Here is a 16,318-nt window from a genome sequence, read left to right as displayed (position 1 = left end):
TGATATCATAGCGACGATCAAATGTATATATATAGGTCAATAGATATAAATTAAGATCATAAAGTTTGATTGGGGTATTAATTAGTCAAAATTGAAAGTGGCTTGTAAATCAATAATGTCATACGACAGATTGTTGTTCACACGAAACCATAGGGTTTGATTGAGGTAACCAAAGCGTAAGGTGACCGCTTTTGACAATTTATTTTCAAGCCCAATCCCGGAGCGTTGTTGGGCTAACGTCTTGCCAAGATCCCATGCGGTGCGATTCATATTGATAAAGGTTTCACTAGCCAGGTAGGGACACACAATGGCTTGAGGAGAGCAAGCTCTTACAACGATTTTGAAACGATCACGCATCGATATGCCGGGTGCTTCATGTACCCATCGAATTTCAAGGCGATTATAAAATTGGGCGGAGAGGGTTTCGGATAGTTGATAGCGATAATCGATTTGCTCCCATAAACGTTGCTCGTTAATAAATCGGGCTTGAAGTTGGGTGGGGGCATAGGCAAATGCGGCCGAATAATCGATCGTGTCACTCAAATGCCTGCCAATGCGAAGGGTATTCAAATTTTGTCGGAATATGGGATCGAATGTATTTAAGCGCACATGAATATCCAATTGATAAAACCAGTCTTTTTGATGGGGAAAATGACCAAAGGCGGTTTGAATCATCCATACGTTGTTGAAGTGAAGCGTATTTGTAAAGGCAAGAGTAGCGTTGGTTAGTAAAAGGAGTCCGAGTAAGATGATTTTCAAAAAAGATCCCGTTTATTTCGAATATCAATTTTTGTTTCATTAGTATATTCGAGTATTGGTAAAAAAGTAGGGCCTACTCATAAAAATGTAATAATTGATACGTGAACGTTTGCGTTACCGTATGCGTTACCGAATGACTTGATAGCGGTTATGAACTGTTATAGAGTTAAATTTGGTGATTTTCAAAGGAGTGTTCAGCCATGCCAATTGTTCCCTATTATCTTAAGAGTAAAGCAAGCGTTCATTATGGTAAGCTCCGCATTGAACTTGAACCCAACGATATCAAAGTCTATCCCACATTAAATATTGAAAAAATAACCATTGAAATTCCTTTGGGCAGTTCGCAACGGTTTATCAATTGCACTATCAGCATCAAAAGCTATCGCAACAGTTTGAAAGCATTGGATGCCCTTGAAGAAGGTGACAATGATTTCATCGATAGCATCAACATCAAAAAAGACGCAGGACTGGGTAAGATTTATGCCTTTTCCGGTGCCGGTCGCGAGTGTGATGATACCAGTTTTCGCAAATTAATGAGCGGGTTGCAGACCTTTTTACAAGATCATTGTTCTATCGGACCCATCACGTTCACCGATTTAGAAAACCTGTTTCAAGACTATGGTATCCAAGCGCCATTTGATGAAAATTCCACAGAGCCCTTGATAGTCGATGTGGATATTCAAGCCAAACAATTGCAAACTTATAGCCTGTTTGCAGTGGATACGTCTGATAAGATGGATGTTGAAGAGGACGATAATGCGCTCGCGTTATCAAGCGAAAATAATAGCCCTTTTGAATCGTAACCCGTATGGAAGCATAGCCGTAATACAGGAACTCAACCTGCGACGAGGGTTATTTCCCGCATTCTGCTTCGCTCTGAGGAATCCTGATATATTTTTGTTCAATAAGAAAAATTGTCAAAACCAAAGAGAACCCCCTCGCCCGCGAGAAGATTTATTGTGATATTATGTTGTTCCTCGCGGGAGAGGGTTGGGGAGAGGGAACAAGAAGGTTACGGAAAAATAGTACTGATACTGAAAGGCATCTTTGGTATCATCTTCGAGCAAATCGACTTGGTTTTAAATTTAAAAGACAAGTTCCAATTGGCAGGTATATCGTTGATTTTATATGTATTGAAAAGCGAGTCATTATTGAGGTAGACGGTGGTCAACATCTTGATAACCAAGCATATGATATAGAGCGTACTGCTTGGCTAAATACACATGGATACAAGGTGTTACGTTTTTGGAACAATGAAATTTTACAGGAAACCGCATCTGTCCTTGAAGTTATTATGAATATTCTTTCTGACTGACAGTATCACCTTTTACCCTCTCCCCAACCCTCTCCCGCGAGCAAGATTTTACCCCTGGTCAAAATTCTAGCGCGGGCGAGGGGGTTCTCTTTGGTTTTGCCAATTTTTTCTTATTGAACAAAAATATATCAGGATTCCTCAGCGCTTTGCTGCATGCGGGCTGGTATCTTTAAAAGGTAGGCGATTTAGCTTAATCTCGAGGGCACTTGGGATGGGAGAAGAGATCTTGTATCCGGGCAAGGCATAAAGCCTGTATCGTAGATTAGGACCTTCTCCCCATTATCTTCAGACCGAACAGCATCTACGATTATAAAGATAATCCCTTATCCGGTTTCAATGAAAGGGAAAATGCGATAGAATATGTACACTATGTCCAACAGTCGCAATGAATGACCGCTCCAGTTATCAACATCAGCACGCTAGCGAACATATCAGGAATAGGGAAAGGTGAATTTAAGCACAAAGTCACCAAAGGCAACTTACCTGAATCGTCACAGATATGGTTTAGCAAAGAAATGGAAAATCCTCAAACGGCGTATTTGGAAGTATTAGCACAAGAGTTTTTCCGACTGATAATTCCAGGGCAGCCCGAAACACGTATTGCTCGAAATGAAGCCTTGAATACCTACTATATCTTATCGGCAGAAGTTCCGGGATTCAAAAATTTACCAAAATACAAACAAACGATGTTCTCAAGGGGGCCATACAAAGGTCTTGGACGGATTATGATGGTTTGTGTCTTTGTCCATGAAATCGATTTGAAAAACGGGAATATTGGTCTTAATTTTCAAAATGAGGTGATTAAAATTGACGGGGACTGGTGTTTTGTCAGCATTAGAGACCCTAAAAAGTGCTCCCTTGAACAAAGTAAAATCAGTGAGAACTTGATAAAAAACTTGCCTTACATCCCTGATTTTTACGCGTTTAATTGGTTAGATATCAAAGAGGAGGGGGTCAGCCAAGCAAGCAGCAATTTTGTGAATCACTCGCTTTCCTATAGTCCCATTTTTCGAGGTGAGATAAACCAAGCAATGTTACGCATTCTATTGCTGCCGGATAGTTATATCAAAAAATTTGTTGATGCGTATATCCCTGTAGGTTCCAATGCCGATCGGTTTATTAATTTTCTCATAAATAGGCGCAGTGAATTACAAATAGCCGCCTTACAAAACGAATCGTTTGTCAATTATATAGCCAGTGGCGAGGCAGCTGAAGAGGCGGTTAAGCACTTAGCTCATATGAAAGCATTTACGGCCAATGGGTCGCACACTGTGATATCTGAAGCGGAATTTCAAACAATTGAAAAGGATTTTTCTGCAAGACAACAGCAATTACTCGCCTCAAGAGAACTAGAACTGACCAAAGAGGAGACTTCATTTGGAGCCACAGACGAGACGTCGTCTGAAGCGAAAGAGGATCTGATATTAAGGTCTGAAACCATAAGCCCTCCGCAAGAAAAGAAAGAAGCACTAAAATCCATACAAACTGTTAATCGCCTTCAATGGGTTAGTTTTGTAGCGGGACTACTTGTTAGTAGCGCTGTCATGCTGTTGTTGATGGCATTACGCATCATTGATCTGACTACCTTGGGACTTAGTCTGCCATTAACGATCACTGCCAGTATTGCTATGGTTGCTATGGCCAGCATTGCTGCTGGCCTATTAACGAGTTTCCTTAGTGAATTGGTAAGCAACCGGCAAAGCTCAACGCCTGTCATATCAACAAAAAATAAAGATAAGACAGTATCAGCGTCAATTCACCTAGTGGATGATCAGCTGGTTACTGAGTTTAGTAGGCAGTCAGAAATAGTCAATTCAATCACTAATCCAACCAGTTCTAAGAATACTGAAACAAACGTTGAACGAGAGGAAAGAAGTAACAACGACTTTAAGCCTACCTTTGGAGTGCCCCGATGAGCCAAAATAAATTTAAACTATTAAAAGGGTTATCAAGCGCCAAAATAACAGGCCATGCTCCGCTGGAAAGTCTAAAGGAAAAAGCGCGTGTTTTCATGGCGCTTCATAATCAGCTGGTTCAAGAGTTGTGGGTATTAAAAAATAAAATAGCCAATCAATGGGCTGATGGCGATGTTAGGTCGGAGTGGGTAGCTGCTGCGAAAAATATTGAAATAGTACTTGAAAAAACCCACTCCGAAAAGCAAATACGAAAATTATTGGAAATCATTAGACAAAAAGAAATTGCACTGTTTGGGGAATCGAAAATTGGAGGAAAAACGCCTTATACGCTTTAACTGAAACAAATTCAATATCCGTGTTTGACGGGGCGATCACGTTTCTCGATTATGAAAGAAAAACACAAGCAATGACGATGATAAGCCTAGAAACGCTAATAATATAAAACCGGCTTCATAGCGCCCTGTGAGGGTTAAGAAAACCCCTGTTAATGTTGGAGCAGCAATACCTGAGATAGCAAAAATAGCGTCCATGATACCGATGGCCGTTCCTGTGCGCTCTTTGGCGAGGTCAATGACCACGGCAAAATAGGAGGCATTGGCACTCAAAATTAAGCCTACCGCAAGTGTGATAAAAATCATGGCCATGTCGATATTATGAACCAGAATAATGGGAATGATACAGCTTGCTGATAACAATTGGGTAATACTGATTGGCAGGGAGCGAGACAAGCGCAAACTGTGATAGCGCTTGAATAATGCGTCAGACAAGTATCCCATACCCCACATCAGGATTGCACCCGCTAGCCAAGGAGCGACTGAATAAAGCCCAATTTGTGTTAGATCAAGCTTATAAACGTTACTTAGATAAGTGGGTAACCAAGTCATAAAGAAAAATAAATAATACCCGAACACAAAAAAAGCCCAGTTATTGATTAAGAGGGTGCGGTTGAGAATAATAACCCGCCAGGGGTTCTCAGTCGGGGTGATTTTTGAGGCGATAAGGGGGTTTCTTTCAATATAGGCGAGTTCTGGTTCATTAACGAATGGTGAATGGGCGGGGCTATCTTGAAACCAGCGTAACCATAGCGGAATCCAAATAACCGCTAGGATAGCCAAGGCAACATAGGTACCACGCCAGGTTAAATTGGTTACCATGAAAGATGAGATGGGCCCACCAATCGCTAACGATAGGGGAACTGCGATCAATGCATACGCTAATGCCCGGTTTCGCTCGGTTTCTGGTAACCAATCGCTGATGGCGCGTGATAAGACAGGAAACCCAGGCCCTTCAGCAAAACCGAGCAAAACTCTGGCAATAAACACGAGGAAAAAACCATTGGCTAAACTGGTTATCAGTGAGGTAACACCCCATAATAGCATAGATAGGGTTAAAACCCGTTTAGCGCCAATTTTATCAACCGCGATGCCCCCTAAAAACGTTGTCACAACATAGCCAACGCCAAATGCACCTAAGATAAAACCAATCTGATCATTGGTGAAATGGAATTCAGCAGCTATCTCATCAATCGCATAGGCGATGGAGGATCGATCCAGGTAGTTTACACCCGTGATAATAAAAAGAAGCGAGATAATAAACCAGCGAAAATGGGTTTTACTAGGCTTGGCCAGGGTGTCATCCTGATTTCGATTCATAACCGTCCTGCATCCTTGTCGTTACTCGTTTATCTTATCGAAGAAATAATGAAATCACAATAGTGCTGTGAATATTGAAAATGTTTAAATAATGGTCTATTAATTTAATAGGAGTTCTTTATGATAGATAACCAATTGCAAGTCCTGTTAAAGAAATCTGTCTATCTGTCGATTAAATGTTAACTTGGAATGAAACATTAATAATATGGCAAACGAAAAACAGTCAGATTTGGCTGAGCAGTCGTTAAAAAAGGTGCCTCATGCGATGACGTTCATCGTCATCTTGTTATTGGGATTACCAGCCATTGGTATCATTTGGGGCATGGACTTTGATTTCCTAACGAGCACCGTGGACTATTATTCGTTGTTGCAGAAGGAAAATATCGAATTACAATTACGAGGTTACTTCACCCAAACCCTCTTCCAATGGTCTGCATTTTCATTAGCCGCGATAACAACCATTTTAATTTTAACCGAATATCGACATTTACATGACGATGTTTCGTTGATTATCGCTTTAGCCATTATTTTTTCTGGTTCTATCGATGCAGCACACATCCTCTTAGTCGATGGGTTTTCGGAAAATTTAGTGTATAAAAAGAAATTAGATGCGTTGATATGGACGCTTTCTAATTCGGTGAGTGGTGTCATGCTAATATTAGGCATGCTATATCTTCTCAAAGCAAAGCAGCATAAACCATCGCATATTACATCAATTTTCTTGTTCACCTTTTTGTTAATGGTATGTGCTTTTTCAGCCATTTATGTCGCAGCCAACCATATTATTGTACCCAAGATGTGGCATAGTCAGAGTATCTTGAGCAGGCCGTATGAATTAATCCCCCTTTTGCTGTATCTTAGTATTGCCGTGTACTTTTACCCCAAGCTCTATAGTCGGCAAAGCAGTATCATGACCAACTGCATCTTTTTGATGAGTATCACCCAGTGTGTGATTGCCATGTATTTGATGTTACTTTCGTATTCCTCCTACGATAGCGCCTTCAATATTGCTTATTTTTTAAAGATTTTGTTTTATTTTATTCCTTTCACGTGCTTGATGCTTAATTATTCGACCTATTTTAGGCAAGTATTGCATTCAAAAGATTTACTCGTTCAACAAAAGAAGGATTTGCAATACATTGCATCGCATGACTTATTAACCAATATTCTCAATCGTCGAGCATTTGAAGAGCGTCTCGATGAAACCATCGAAAATGCAAAACGTTACAGTCATAAATTTGCCTTAATGGTGATTGACTTAGACAATTTAAAACGAATTAACGATACCCTTGGACATGGGCGAGGGGATACGCTTATCCAGGCGTTTTCCAAGCGCATTTTAAAAAGTTCGCGGATGGGTGACACCATTGCAAGGCTCGGCGGTGATGAGTTTGCCTTGATCACACCGACTATCACCAACACATCAGGCGTTCGAAGTTTAGCAGACCGCTTGTTAAAAAGCTTTTCCAGGCCCTATGAAATAGACGAACACCGCTTTGCTACAACAGCCAGTATCGGCATTGCCATTTACCCCGATGATGCGGATCAAGCGCATATGCTATTACGCAACGCGGATTTAGCCTTGTGTCAGGCGAAAAGAACAGGTCGCAATACTTATGAATTCTATGAAGATTCATTAAATATTTTTCATCATCAAGAATCGAAAATCGAAGCCCATTTACGCGATGTTTTAGCCAGTGATGAATTATCAATCTTCTACCAACCCATTTATAATTTGAAAACGCAAGAAATCGAAGGGGCTGAAGTGTTGCTCCGTTGGGACAACCCCAATCTTGGCCGAGTCAGTCCGGATGACTTTATCGATGTGGCGGAAAAAACGGGGCTGATTATCAATATTGGCGATTGGGTACTTAATCAAGCCTGTAAACAAGCGTCCAAATGGTATCATCAATACAATAAGGATTTGATTATCGCTGTTAACTTATCGCCGGTACAATTAACGAATCGAAATTTTACTAGGAAACTCCAAAGCCTGTTAAAAAAATACAACTATCCGCCTTATCTGCTCGATCTTGAAATCACTGAAAATTTATTAATGGAAAACAATTTGGGGGATCATAAAATTCTATCAACCATTAATGAATTGGGTGTTATTATCTCGCTGGATGATTTTGGTAAAGGCTACTCATCACTTAATCGGCTTCGAAAAATGCCGATTTCAACCCTTAAAATTGATCGCGATTTCATTTCCGATATCACCACAGCCGAAGAAAAAACGACACTCGTGGATGTTATTATCGAATTAGCCAAACAATTGGATATGGAAATCATCGCCGAAGGGATTGAAAATCAAATACAATTGGATTACTTAGTCGGGAAGGATTGCTCACATGGTCAAGGGTTTTATTTAAGCCAGCCTTTATCCGCCGAAGATTTTGAAAAATTGGTATTTCTTTCAACGACAAAAAACCAAGTTGTGGGTGGCTAGTAATGCGCTTTTTGACCTTCGCATCTTCTGAATAACTTGCTTCATGTTCGCTTCTCCCAAGACATGGGAAGAAGGTGCCCAACGGGCGGATGAGGGGTTGTTGAATCGAAGTTATTATTTTGATAGGTACCACATTGTGCTTGAAATGCTTCTAACTAACCTCCTTCCTTAAGACAATTCTATCGACAAAGTCTTTGATGATTTTGTTAGCAAAAGGGGTGTCATCCACAGATTGATTAATGATGCGTTGTAGTTCAGAGTCATCCGATAAATAGTGTCTTTGATAACGTGTGATACGTGTGATTAAATCTTTCCTATCGACTTCCGGGTGAAATTGAAAACAATAGAATGGTTTGTTGATGAACTTAATGATGTGGTAGGGGCATAATGCCGATGACGCAAGGTGAATACAATCGGAAGGAATTCGATGGGCACGCTCTTTATGACCGGAAACGGCTAAGAAACACTCGGGATAATCATGAAGCAGCGGATCAGATTTTGCCTCGGGGTGCATATTGATTGGGTAAATACCCATTTCCATGTTTTCCTTATCCAAGATAACTTTGCCTCCTAGTTCTTCGACCGCTATTTGAAAGCCAAAGCAAGAGGCTAAAACAGGGATATTGTTTTTATAACAATGACGAATAAGCTTTTTACAATCGGGAACAAATCGATAGTCTTCTTCTTTTAGCACACTGGCATCGCTGGAGCCACCAACAAATAACGCATCGTAGTCATCCATCACGGACGGTAGAAAGTGTTTTGTTTTAAAGGTATTTAGCTTAGTAAATTGATCTTCATGAAGATGGCTATATTGAACAAATTCATAAAATTCTTCGAGCATGGTTTCTTCGTCTTCGCGAATTTGCAAGAGGAGGATTTTAAGTTGATGTCTTTCTTTCATAACAACATCCCAGTTGATTCACTTAAAATCACCATTCTAAGCATTAATGGGTTGTTATGCGATAAAAATATTCTTTAATATGTGCCCGAGCGCGTGCCCGTGCCCGATTATTTTAAGGGGCGGCAACTTTTTCTTGCTTTAGAAAACTAAAGATAATTCAGGCCCGTGCCCAGGCACGTATTAGTTCCAGTATGGAGAAAAATATGTTTGTACCGGAATATTTATCAAGAGCCATAGGCGGCATCTGGTAATATGTGTTACATTATTGACATCCGTTACCCAATTCTGATGAAAATAATCCGATGGAATGTTTGAGTTTTTGCCTTGCCCAATCCATTGATCTCAATCAAATGGAGCCCTGGTTAATCAAAGACAGGACCTTGCACTGCCTGAAATTAAGGCAATTAATTAAATTCCATCGCACGGATAACCCGTCAATCATGGGATTTTTATTTAAAAATGGCACGCTGGTGACTTGGGGTTATAAGCGTTATGAAGCCAAAAGGCTAGTCAGTAAAATTAAGCGTCATTGCCAAAATCCAATCAAATACCATCCCCATGATGAATTTTCCTATCGTTTAGGCGACGAAACGACTATTAAACCTCATGAATATTTCGATGTGGATTGTTTAACCCTCGAAGAGGATAATGAAGATATCAAATTATCCTTGTCGTATGGGTTTTCCCAATCGGTTAAACTGCAATACTTTGAATCACGCCTAGAAGGGCTAATTGATAAATATACCCCGATGATAGGCGTTCTCAGTAACACAGGAAAAATGCACATATCCCGTAAGCAAACGCGTAAGATTATCGGTGAAATTTTAGCGACGAAAAGTGAAATGAATTTAATCTCCAATTTCATGTACCACCCCAAATATTTTTGGCAGCACCCAAGCCTTGAGCTTTATTTCACCATGCTTGAAGGTTATTTGGATATTGCCAGGCGCATCCACGCTATTAACCATCGGTTAGATACGCTCAATGAAATCTTTGATATGTTTAGCGGCTATCTTGAAAATAAACACTCCCATAGTCTTGAAATCATTATTATCGTTTTAATTGCAGTCGAAATTGTTCTTGGTATACTCAACATACACATCTAAAAACGCACTCTACTTGTGCTATAATTAGTCAACTAATTGTATTATGAGGTTATCATGGCTTATACCGTACGCGATGCACTCTTAGTCATTCGGATTTTGAGCCAAATGGTGCAAAAAAATCCTAAGATATTAAACGAAGAAGGGGTCTTTAGGATATCGGGCAGCGGCACTAAAATTATTGAACTGATTAAAGAAATTCTTGAACCAACGGCCTTTAGCTCCAAGCTGGAGAGGCTTTCACAAAGAAAGGACTTTTCCATTCATGAATACATCGGTGCAGTGAAACAGGTGATGCGTGATATTGAACCGGATCCTGAACTATATGAAGAATTAAAAAAGATAGCCAAGAACCAAATTGACCTGAATCACGACACGGCCTCGTTGGATGATTTTTTTATAGTGCTTATCCAGTCTGAAAATCTCGATAATATTTACTATGCTGAAATACTCTACGACTATTTCCAGCTGGCTACCGCGTCTTTGCAATTTGAGGGCGAAACAAGAATGACGCCTTATAATTTAGGCATACTCCTTGCTACAATGCTCAATCAGAATAAATCAGATTTTGAACTGATGGAGTTGTTTAATACATTGGCTATCAAAGTGATTGCCTCAAAAACGTATGCCTCTTCGCTATCGTTTAATGACTATATTTATCAACTTGACCCCAAATTAATGACTCATTTAATCAAGGCAAGGAATGATGCATTTAAGACGGTTTCGCATGACATCGGATATGTTGGCAAAACGCTGCAACATCTAAAAGAATCGCATGCTCAATCTAAAAAGGAAGAAAAAGAATTAGAAACAGAGCTTAAGAGTCTTAGTTTTACGTTGGGGCTTTCCCAATATAAATTAGATACGTCAAATAGATCGGTCGAGAAATCAACGAATGACCCAAAACGCAAAGCCAAGTTGTCAGAAAAGGAAAGTGAATTATTGTTAAAATGGCAAGGACTGATGGAGCGCTTAGAATTAGCAAAATTTAAATCCAGAAATTTTGAGGATCTTTTCAACCAAGTGCTTCGACAACAAAAAATAGATATGGAAAATGCTGCGAGCATTATGCAGTCGAAAATCCTACTTGAAAAGCAAGAGAAATCGCATCAGATAGCCCCTTCTTCTCATAAGCCAACTGGAAAATCGGAGGAACGCTTATCAAACTCCTCGGAATTTTTAACCAGTCAATCCAATGAAATTCCTACTATACTTGCTCAGCACAATACCTCGGAAAAGTCAATCCCAGCCAAGTCCAAGTCAGAAAATATTGGACCATTGTCTCCGGCAGATTATAATCCTTTTCCTGATATAATGGCGCTAGATGACAATCTAGATGATGAGTACCCACATCCTGACCATCAATTGATTTTATCGGATCTTGAGGAACTCTATATTGTTAGAAGTTCCCAACGAAGTATATTCAACTCACCAAATGAAGAGCAAGCAGTTTCTTCGACTTTGCAGAAGCAATCGTCAAGTGGGCTTAAATCATCCCATCAAAGCCTATTTCAGCCAACGGTGGATGTTAAACCAAGCGTCGAGGACCATCGCAATCAAGATGAGAAATCGCCAAAATCCACGCACAAGGGCAAATAGTATTTCGGCTTAATGAGCGCTCTTTTCTAGCAATCAACTGTTTCTGGTAATTGCCATTGAATCGGCTCAGACCCTTGTGAAACAAGTAGTTTGTTGATGGTGGAAAAATGTTTATTGCCAAAAAATCCGCGAGAGGCTGAGAGTGGGGAAGGATGGGGGGATTGCAAGACGACATGCCGCGTTTGATTAATAATCTGACCTTTGCGTTGGGCATAGCTTCCCCAGAGTACAAAAATCACCGGTTTTTCTCGGTCATTTAATTTCGCAATGACTTGATCGGTAAACTGCTCCCATCCTTTGCCTTGATGCGACGCCGCTTGACCATTTTCAACGGTTAAGACGCTATTAAGTAACAATACCCCTTGGCTTGCCCAAGACGCTAAATATCCGTGTTTGACGGGTTTTACCCCTAAATCTTGGTTTAGTTCTTTATAAATATTCAATAAAGACGGTGGGATAGCCACGCCTGGTTTAACAGAAAAACACAACCCGTGCGCCTGATTTGGGCCATGATAAGGGTCTTGACCAAGTATGACCACTTTAACCTCATCAAACGGTGTCAACTCAAACGCATTAAAAATTTCATTACCTTTCGGGTAGATAATTTTCTTTGCTTGCTTTTCTTGCAGCAAAAATTGTTTTAAGGATTGCATATAGGGTTTGCTAAATTCATCCCCTAATTGTTGCTTCCAACTGCTCTCTAGTTTAATTTCGGCGGCGTCTGCTGTTGTCATTATGTTCTTCTTATTTCGTAAATCCGCATCTTAACTGTTGGATGTTCAATTTAATCGATTTAAAAAGAAATGCAACCCTTTGGACTAGAATGATTATGAACATTTACAGCATCAGTGGATTGTATTAGGATGGCTATAGCATATCTAATTGATTTGATAGAATTGTTCTCAAGGAGTAATAATGTCTGATTTTTTTCCCAAAATCTCAACCCTTAGTCTATGCGTTATTTTATCGCAAGGGCTTTATTCAAATGTTGTCAGCCCAACTGCCCATTTAGCAAACCCATTGCAACAAAGTACGTCACTTGCAGCAAATCAAGCGATTGATCACCTTTCGTTTAATCGAATTGCTGCCGAGTTAGATTTACCCATTTTTTGGCAACTGTCAAAAGAGGGGCAGGAAGAATTAACACCTGACAATGTCCATTTTCTCTGGGGAGTTAGCCATGATAAGGCCTCTCAATGGATTGACAAGGGTGCTTTTACGGAAAAGTTTTATCAGGCCTATGATCAAATTGTTTCAGTCTATCAACATGGCCATGCCGATGATGAGGCAGACAACCAAGAAAAGCATCGTCGAGCAATCGTAAGAAAAGAATTGGCAATGGGATTACAGACCTTGGTGTACAGTAATTTTTCGACACTTAATCCAAGCGAACAAGCGATGGTGGCTCATATTATTGCCGCTGCCAATCTTATTGAATCGATTTATGCCAAACAAAATGGGTCTTCTTCATTTCTCGACTCAATCACCCACCAAGATGCTTCTAGCAAAATGCTCTTTTATCGCAATCAAGGTCCTTGGTGTGAAGCCCCAGGTGTGAGTGAGGATCCCTTGTGTAATGCGTTCTCAGATAGTCCTGTCAAAACTTCCGGATTATATCCCTTGTCGATTCAAGCCGATGCTGATTTTTGTGATAAACTCGCGCAAAAAAATAATGGCAGCGAACTCTTAGACCCGTTCACGGCGGTGGTTGAGCAAAATGGTCAGTTAGCTGCTGTCCCTTACCACCTTGTTTATCAACAAGAGATGAGCCAAATTAGCCAAGAACTTGCCCAGGCAGCAGCGGCAATATCCGATGACAACGAAGCCGCTTTAAAGAACTATCTAAATGCTGCAGCACAATCCTTTTTGGATAATAATTGGTTGCCAGCGGATGAAGCATGGTCGAAGATGAATGCCACAAATTCCAAATGGTATTTACGCATTGGCCCCGATGAAGTGTATTACGATCCTTGCAGTCGTAAAGCAGGGTTTCATGTGAGCTTTGCCACCATCAACGAAGACTCCAAAATTTGGCAAGAAAAGTTAGAACCGCTTAAGACTGATATGGAAAATACCCTAGCTGAACTGGCTGGTGCGCCTTATCAAGCGAGGCCGGTGTCATTTCATTTGCCTGATTTTGTCGATATTGTTTTAAATGCAGGGAATTCACGCTCAGCCCATGGTGCTACCATTGGTCAAAGTCTTCCTAACTGGGGGCCAGTTGCCAATGAGGGTCGGGGCCGAACCATTGCCATGACAAATTTATACACTGATCCCGATAGCATGCACAATCATTTAACCCAATCCCAATCGTTGCTTTGTCCAATCAGCATGGTTGATTATACCGACGATAGTGGCCCTAAGACGATGAGCGTGGTGTTGCATGAAGCGGCACATAATCTCGGTCCTGCCCATGAATACCAAGTGGATGGCAAAACAGCCAGCGAAATATTTGGCGGTCCCATGGCGAGCATGCTTGAAGAATTGAAAGCGCAAAGCGCTGCCCTATATTTTACCGATTGGTTGGTTGAAAAAGGGGTCATTGATAGAGATTATGCGAAAAAGGCACATAATGCGGATCTTTTATGGTCATTTGGCCATATCGCGCAGGGGATGTATGGCAGCCACGGTGAATCCAAGGCCTATAGCCAATTGTCGGCTGTTCAACTTGGGTTTCTCATGGACAGACAAGCCATCAGTTGGCATAAAAATGTGCTCGCCGCTAATGGCAAGGATGTGGGTTGTTTTACCTTCGACCAAGAAAAATTACCCAAAGCGATTCATAGTCTTATCAAAGAAGTCGCTGGCATCAAAGCGCGTGGTGACAAGCAGCGAGCGACTATATTAAAACAAGAATATGTCGATCAAGGCGGGGACAGAGAGGCATTGATGAAAACGATTGCTGAACGATGGTTACGCCAACCAAAATCAAGCTTTGTTTATAGCATTGATTTGAGTACTGAGTAATACTCTAAAGTGGGGCTTGGTTGTTATTTTTGAGTTAAATTATGAGAATAATTAGATACCTATTATTGTTGGCCCCACTTGTAAGCAACGCTCAGATAGCATCAGAAAATGTCATAACCGTGTATACTAGCCATCCTTATTTTTCCATACCTGTGACAATGAATGGGAGCAAATCATCGTCGTGGGTAATCAAAAAAATGGATGCTAGCTTATTTAAAAAGATGGATAAACCGTTCGGGCAGCCTCGTTCAAGGCTGTCCAATCCACGCCATGTCAAAACCTTTTATTTTAAGTTAAATAGCAATCCTTCTTATCCGTCCCACTCTGAAATTGCGCTGATTGACACGCGCCATCATTCTTCGCAAAAGACTGCTATCCAGCGATTTAAAATTAAAATTATTGATGACACTAAAAAATAGCTTTTTGAAATAACTTTGGTATATTTCCTCTTTTTCAAATTGGAATTCAAATGCATCCTTCTCTTTTGACTTTCTTTCAGCGTTATCCAATTACCGAGGCACCCTTCATGCATGCCATGCTTCAAGATTGGTCACGCACTCGGCCCCTTGAGGGACTAAAAGTGTTGCACCATGTGCCGGTTGTGACGAATACGCTATTAAAAATTGCCTGTTTGCATGCAGCAGGCGCCGATGTCACGGTTACCAACCCGGATTCTTTTGTACTAGCGCAAGCCGAAGCGGTGGACGCACTCAATCAGGCGGGGATACGTTATGTGACGGATCTAACCACACTAAAAAACGAACCATTTGATATTTTCTTTGATTGCGGTGGTCAACTGTATCAAGCCTTAGGGGCACCCAAAATGGGTGTGATCGAATTAACTGGATCAGGGGATGAATACTATCGCAGTTTGTCATCATTGCCTATTGCAGTCATTAGCATCGATAGAACGTTAACCAAACAATTAGAGACCGTGTTTGGTTGTGCCAAAGGGGTTGGCTTAGCGATGACAAAATTAGGAATTCACGATTATGCGCGCAAAAGTTGGATGGTTTTTGGCTTTGGCAAAATGGGTCGGGGGATTTCCTATTTATGCGATTCTAACCAGATACCTATCACCGTGGTGGATCGAGATCCTAATCAATGCTTACAAGCAGAAATGCTTGGATTATCAGCTATCGATGCAAACGACTTAAATCAGCTGGCTCGCTTGAGTGCTGTGAGCGATATCGTAATTACTGCAACGGGTGTAAAGCATGCCTTGCTCCAATACCCCAGAACGTGGTTTAAGGATAAAATCTTGGCAAATGTTGGCGTTTACGATGAGTATGGACCGTTATTTGCCGCTTCCGATGTATTAAATAACAAACTACCCATCAATTTCGTCTTAGCTGATCCAACGCCTATGCCTTATATTGACCCCGAGTTTTATATTCATAATGTGGTCGCCTTACAATTAATGCAAAAATCACTTTCACCCGGTGTCCATGCACCGCCTAATGTGGTGGACGAGGGAATCATTGAGAGATGGTGTTCGTTACATGGGTCTAGCCGGGAAATCATGGATAAGTGGTTTATTAAGTACTAGGGTTGATAATTTTAGAGAACCTATGCAAAAACCTAATCTCTTCGTTAAAAGAAAATTTTGATTCGGACAGTTAGTATGTCTAAACTCCCGCATTTAAATTTCTGT

General features: G+C 40.8%; 14 protein-coding genes. 10 read left to right on the top strand and 4 right to left on the bottom strand.

The window, feature by feature from the left end:
* Positions 1-81: 81 nt before the first annotated feature.
* Positions 82-759: a DUF2490 domain-containing protein gene (locus AB3348_RS14165; RefSeq protein WP_367608265.1), complete on the bottom strand. Its 678-nt coding sequence runs from the start codon at positions 757-759 to the stop codon at positions 82-84.
* A gap of 200 nt (positions 760-959) precedes the next feature.
* Between AB3348_RS14165 and AB3348_RS14160 the strand changes: the two genes are divergently transcribed.
* The 4 genes from AB3348_RS14160 to AB3348_RS14145 all read left to right on the top strand — a co-directional run bounded on the left by AB3348_RS14160 (position 960) and on the right by AB3348_RS14145 (position 4,325).
* A complete protein-coding gene (locus tag AB3348_RS14160; protein WP_367608264.1) occupies positions 960-1,562 on the top strand; it encodes a hypothetical protein in 603 nt (200 codons plus the stop codon).
* Between the two features lie 164 nt (positions 1,563-1,726).
* Positions 1,727-2,074 (top strand): endonuclease domain-containing protein, encoded by a 348-nt coding sequence (locus AB3348_RS14155; RefSeq protein WP_367608244.1) that lies wholly within the window; start codon positions 1,727-1,729, stop codon positions 2,072-2,074.
* A 389-nt stretch (positions 2,075-2,463) separates the two neighbouring features.
* The gene (locus AB3348_RS14150) at positions 2,464-3,990 is read left to right on the top strand and encodes a hypothetical protein (RefSeq protein ID WP_367608263.1); all 1,527 of its coding nucleotides are present in this window, start codon (positions 2,464-2,466) and stop codon (positions 3,988-3,990) included.
* Positions 3,987-4,325 (top strand): hypothetical protein, encoded by a 339-nt coding sequence (locus tag AB3348_RS14145; RefSeq protein WP_367608262.1) that lies wholly within the window; start codon positions 3,987-3,989, stop codon positions 4,323-4,325. The genes AB3348_RS14150 and AB3348_RS14145 overlap by 4 nt, the downstream gene beginning before the upstream one ends.
* A gap of 36 nt (positions 4,326-4,361) precedes the next feature.
* On the opposite strand, the gene AB3348_RS14140 is transcribed toward AB3348_RS14145, so the two are convergent.
* Positions 4,362-5,642 (bottom strand): MFS transporter, encoded by a 1,281-nt coding sequence (locus AB3348_RS14140; RefSeq protein WP_367608261.1) that lies wholly within the window; start codon positions 5,640-5,642, stop codon positions 4,362-4,364.
* Between the two features lie 205 nt (positions 5,643-5,847).
* Between AB3348_RS14140 and AB3348_RS14135 the strand changes: the two genes are divergently transcribed.
* On the top strand, positions 5,848-8,091 hold the full coding sequence (locus AB3348_RS14135; RefSeq protein ID WP_367608260.1) for an EAL domain-containing protein: 2,244 nt from the start codon (positions 5,848-5,850) through the stop codon (positions 8,089-8,091).
* A 151-nt stretch (positions 8,092-8,242) separates the two neighbouring features.
* Here the strand turns inward: AB3348_RS14135 and AB3348_RS14130 are convergent, their stop codons facing one another.
* Entirely contained in the window at positions 8,243-8,995 is a 753-nt protein-coding gene (locus tag AB3348_RS14130; protein ID WP_367608259.1) for a type 1 glutamine amidotransferase, read from the bottom strand.
* Between the two features lie 302 nt (positions 8,996-9,297).
* Here AB3348_RS14130 and AB3348_RS14125 point away from each other — a divergent pair, with 302 nt between their 5' ends.
* Both AB3348_RS14125 and AB3348_RS14120 read left to right on the top strand, forming a co-directional pair.
* Entirely contained in the window at positions 9,298-10,101 is an 804-nt protein-coding gene (locus AB3348_RS14125; RefSeq protein WP_367608258.1) for an RMD1 family protein, read from the top strand.
* A 54-nt stretch (positions 10,102-10,155) separates the two neighbouring features.
* Positions 10,156-11,697, top strand: coding sequence for a RhoGAP domain-containing protein (locus tag AB3348_RS14120; RefSeq protein ID WP_367608257.1), 1,542 nt, complete (start codon positions 10,156-10,158; stop codon positions 11,695-11,697).
* A gap of 26 nt (positions 11,698-11,723) precedes the next feature.
* On the opposite strand, the gene ung is transcribed toward AB3348_RS14120, so the two are convergent.
* On the bottom strand, positions 11,724-12,431 hold the full coding sequence (ung, locus tag AB3348_RS14115; protein WP_367608256.1) for a uracil-DNA glycosylase: 708 nt from the start codon (positions 12,429-12,431) through the stop codon (positions 11,724-11,726).
* 181 nt (positions 12,432-12,612) lie between these two features.
* On the opposite strand from ung, the gene AB3348_RS14110 reads away from it, so the two are divergent.
* Genes AB3348_RS14110 through AB3348_RS14100 form a run of 3 tightly spaced genes read left to right on the top strand, consistent with a single transcriptional unit; the run spans position 12,613 to position 16,213 of the window.
* Positions 12,613-14,664, top strand: coding sequence for a hypothetical protein (locus tag AB3348_RS14110; RefSeq protein WP_367608255.1), 2,052 nt, complete (start codon positions 12,613-12,615; stop codon positions 14,662-14,664).
* A 41-nt stretch (positions 14,665-14,705) separates the two neighbouring features.
* Positions 14,706-15,083 carry a hypothetical protein gene (locus tag AB3348_RS14105; protein WP_367608254.1) on the top strand — a complete coding sequence of 126 codons (378 nt, stop codon included), beginning with the start codon at positions 14,706-14,708 and terminating at the stop codon, positions 15,081-15,083.
* A gap of 50 nt (positions 15,084-15,133) precedes the next feature.
* Complete coding sequence (locus AB3348_RS14100) at positions 15,134-16,213, top strand: adenosylhomocysteinase (protein WP_367608253.1); 1,080 nt, start codon at positions 15,134-15,136, stop codon at positions 16,211-16,213.
* Positions 16,214-16,318 lie beyond the last annotated feature (105 nt).

The organism is Legionella sp. W05-934-2, assembly GCF_964199965.1.
GTDB lineage: Bacteria > Pseudomonadota > Gammaproteobacteria > Legionellales > Legionellaceae > JAFIFT01.
Note: the sequence above shows the minus strand (reverse complement) of the source record. Positions and strands in the feature narration are given on the sequence as shown.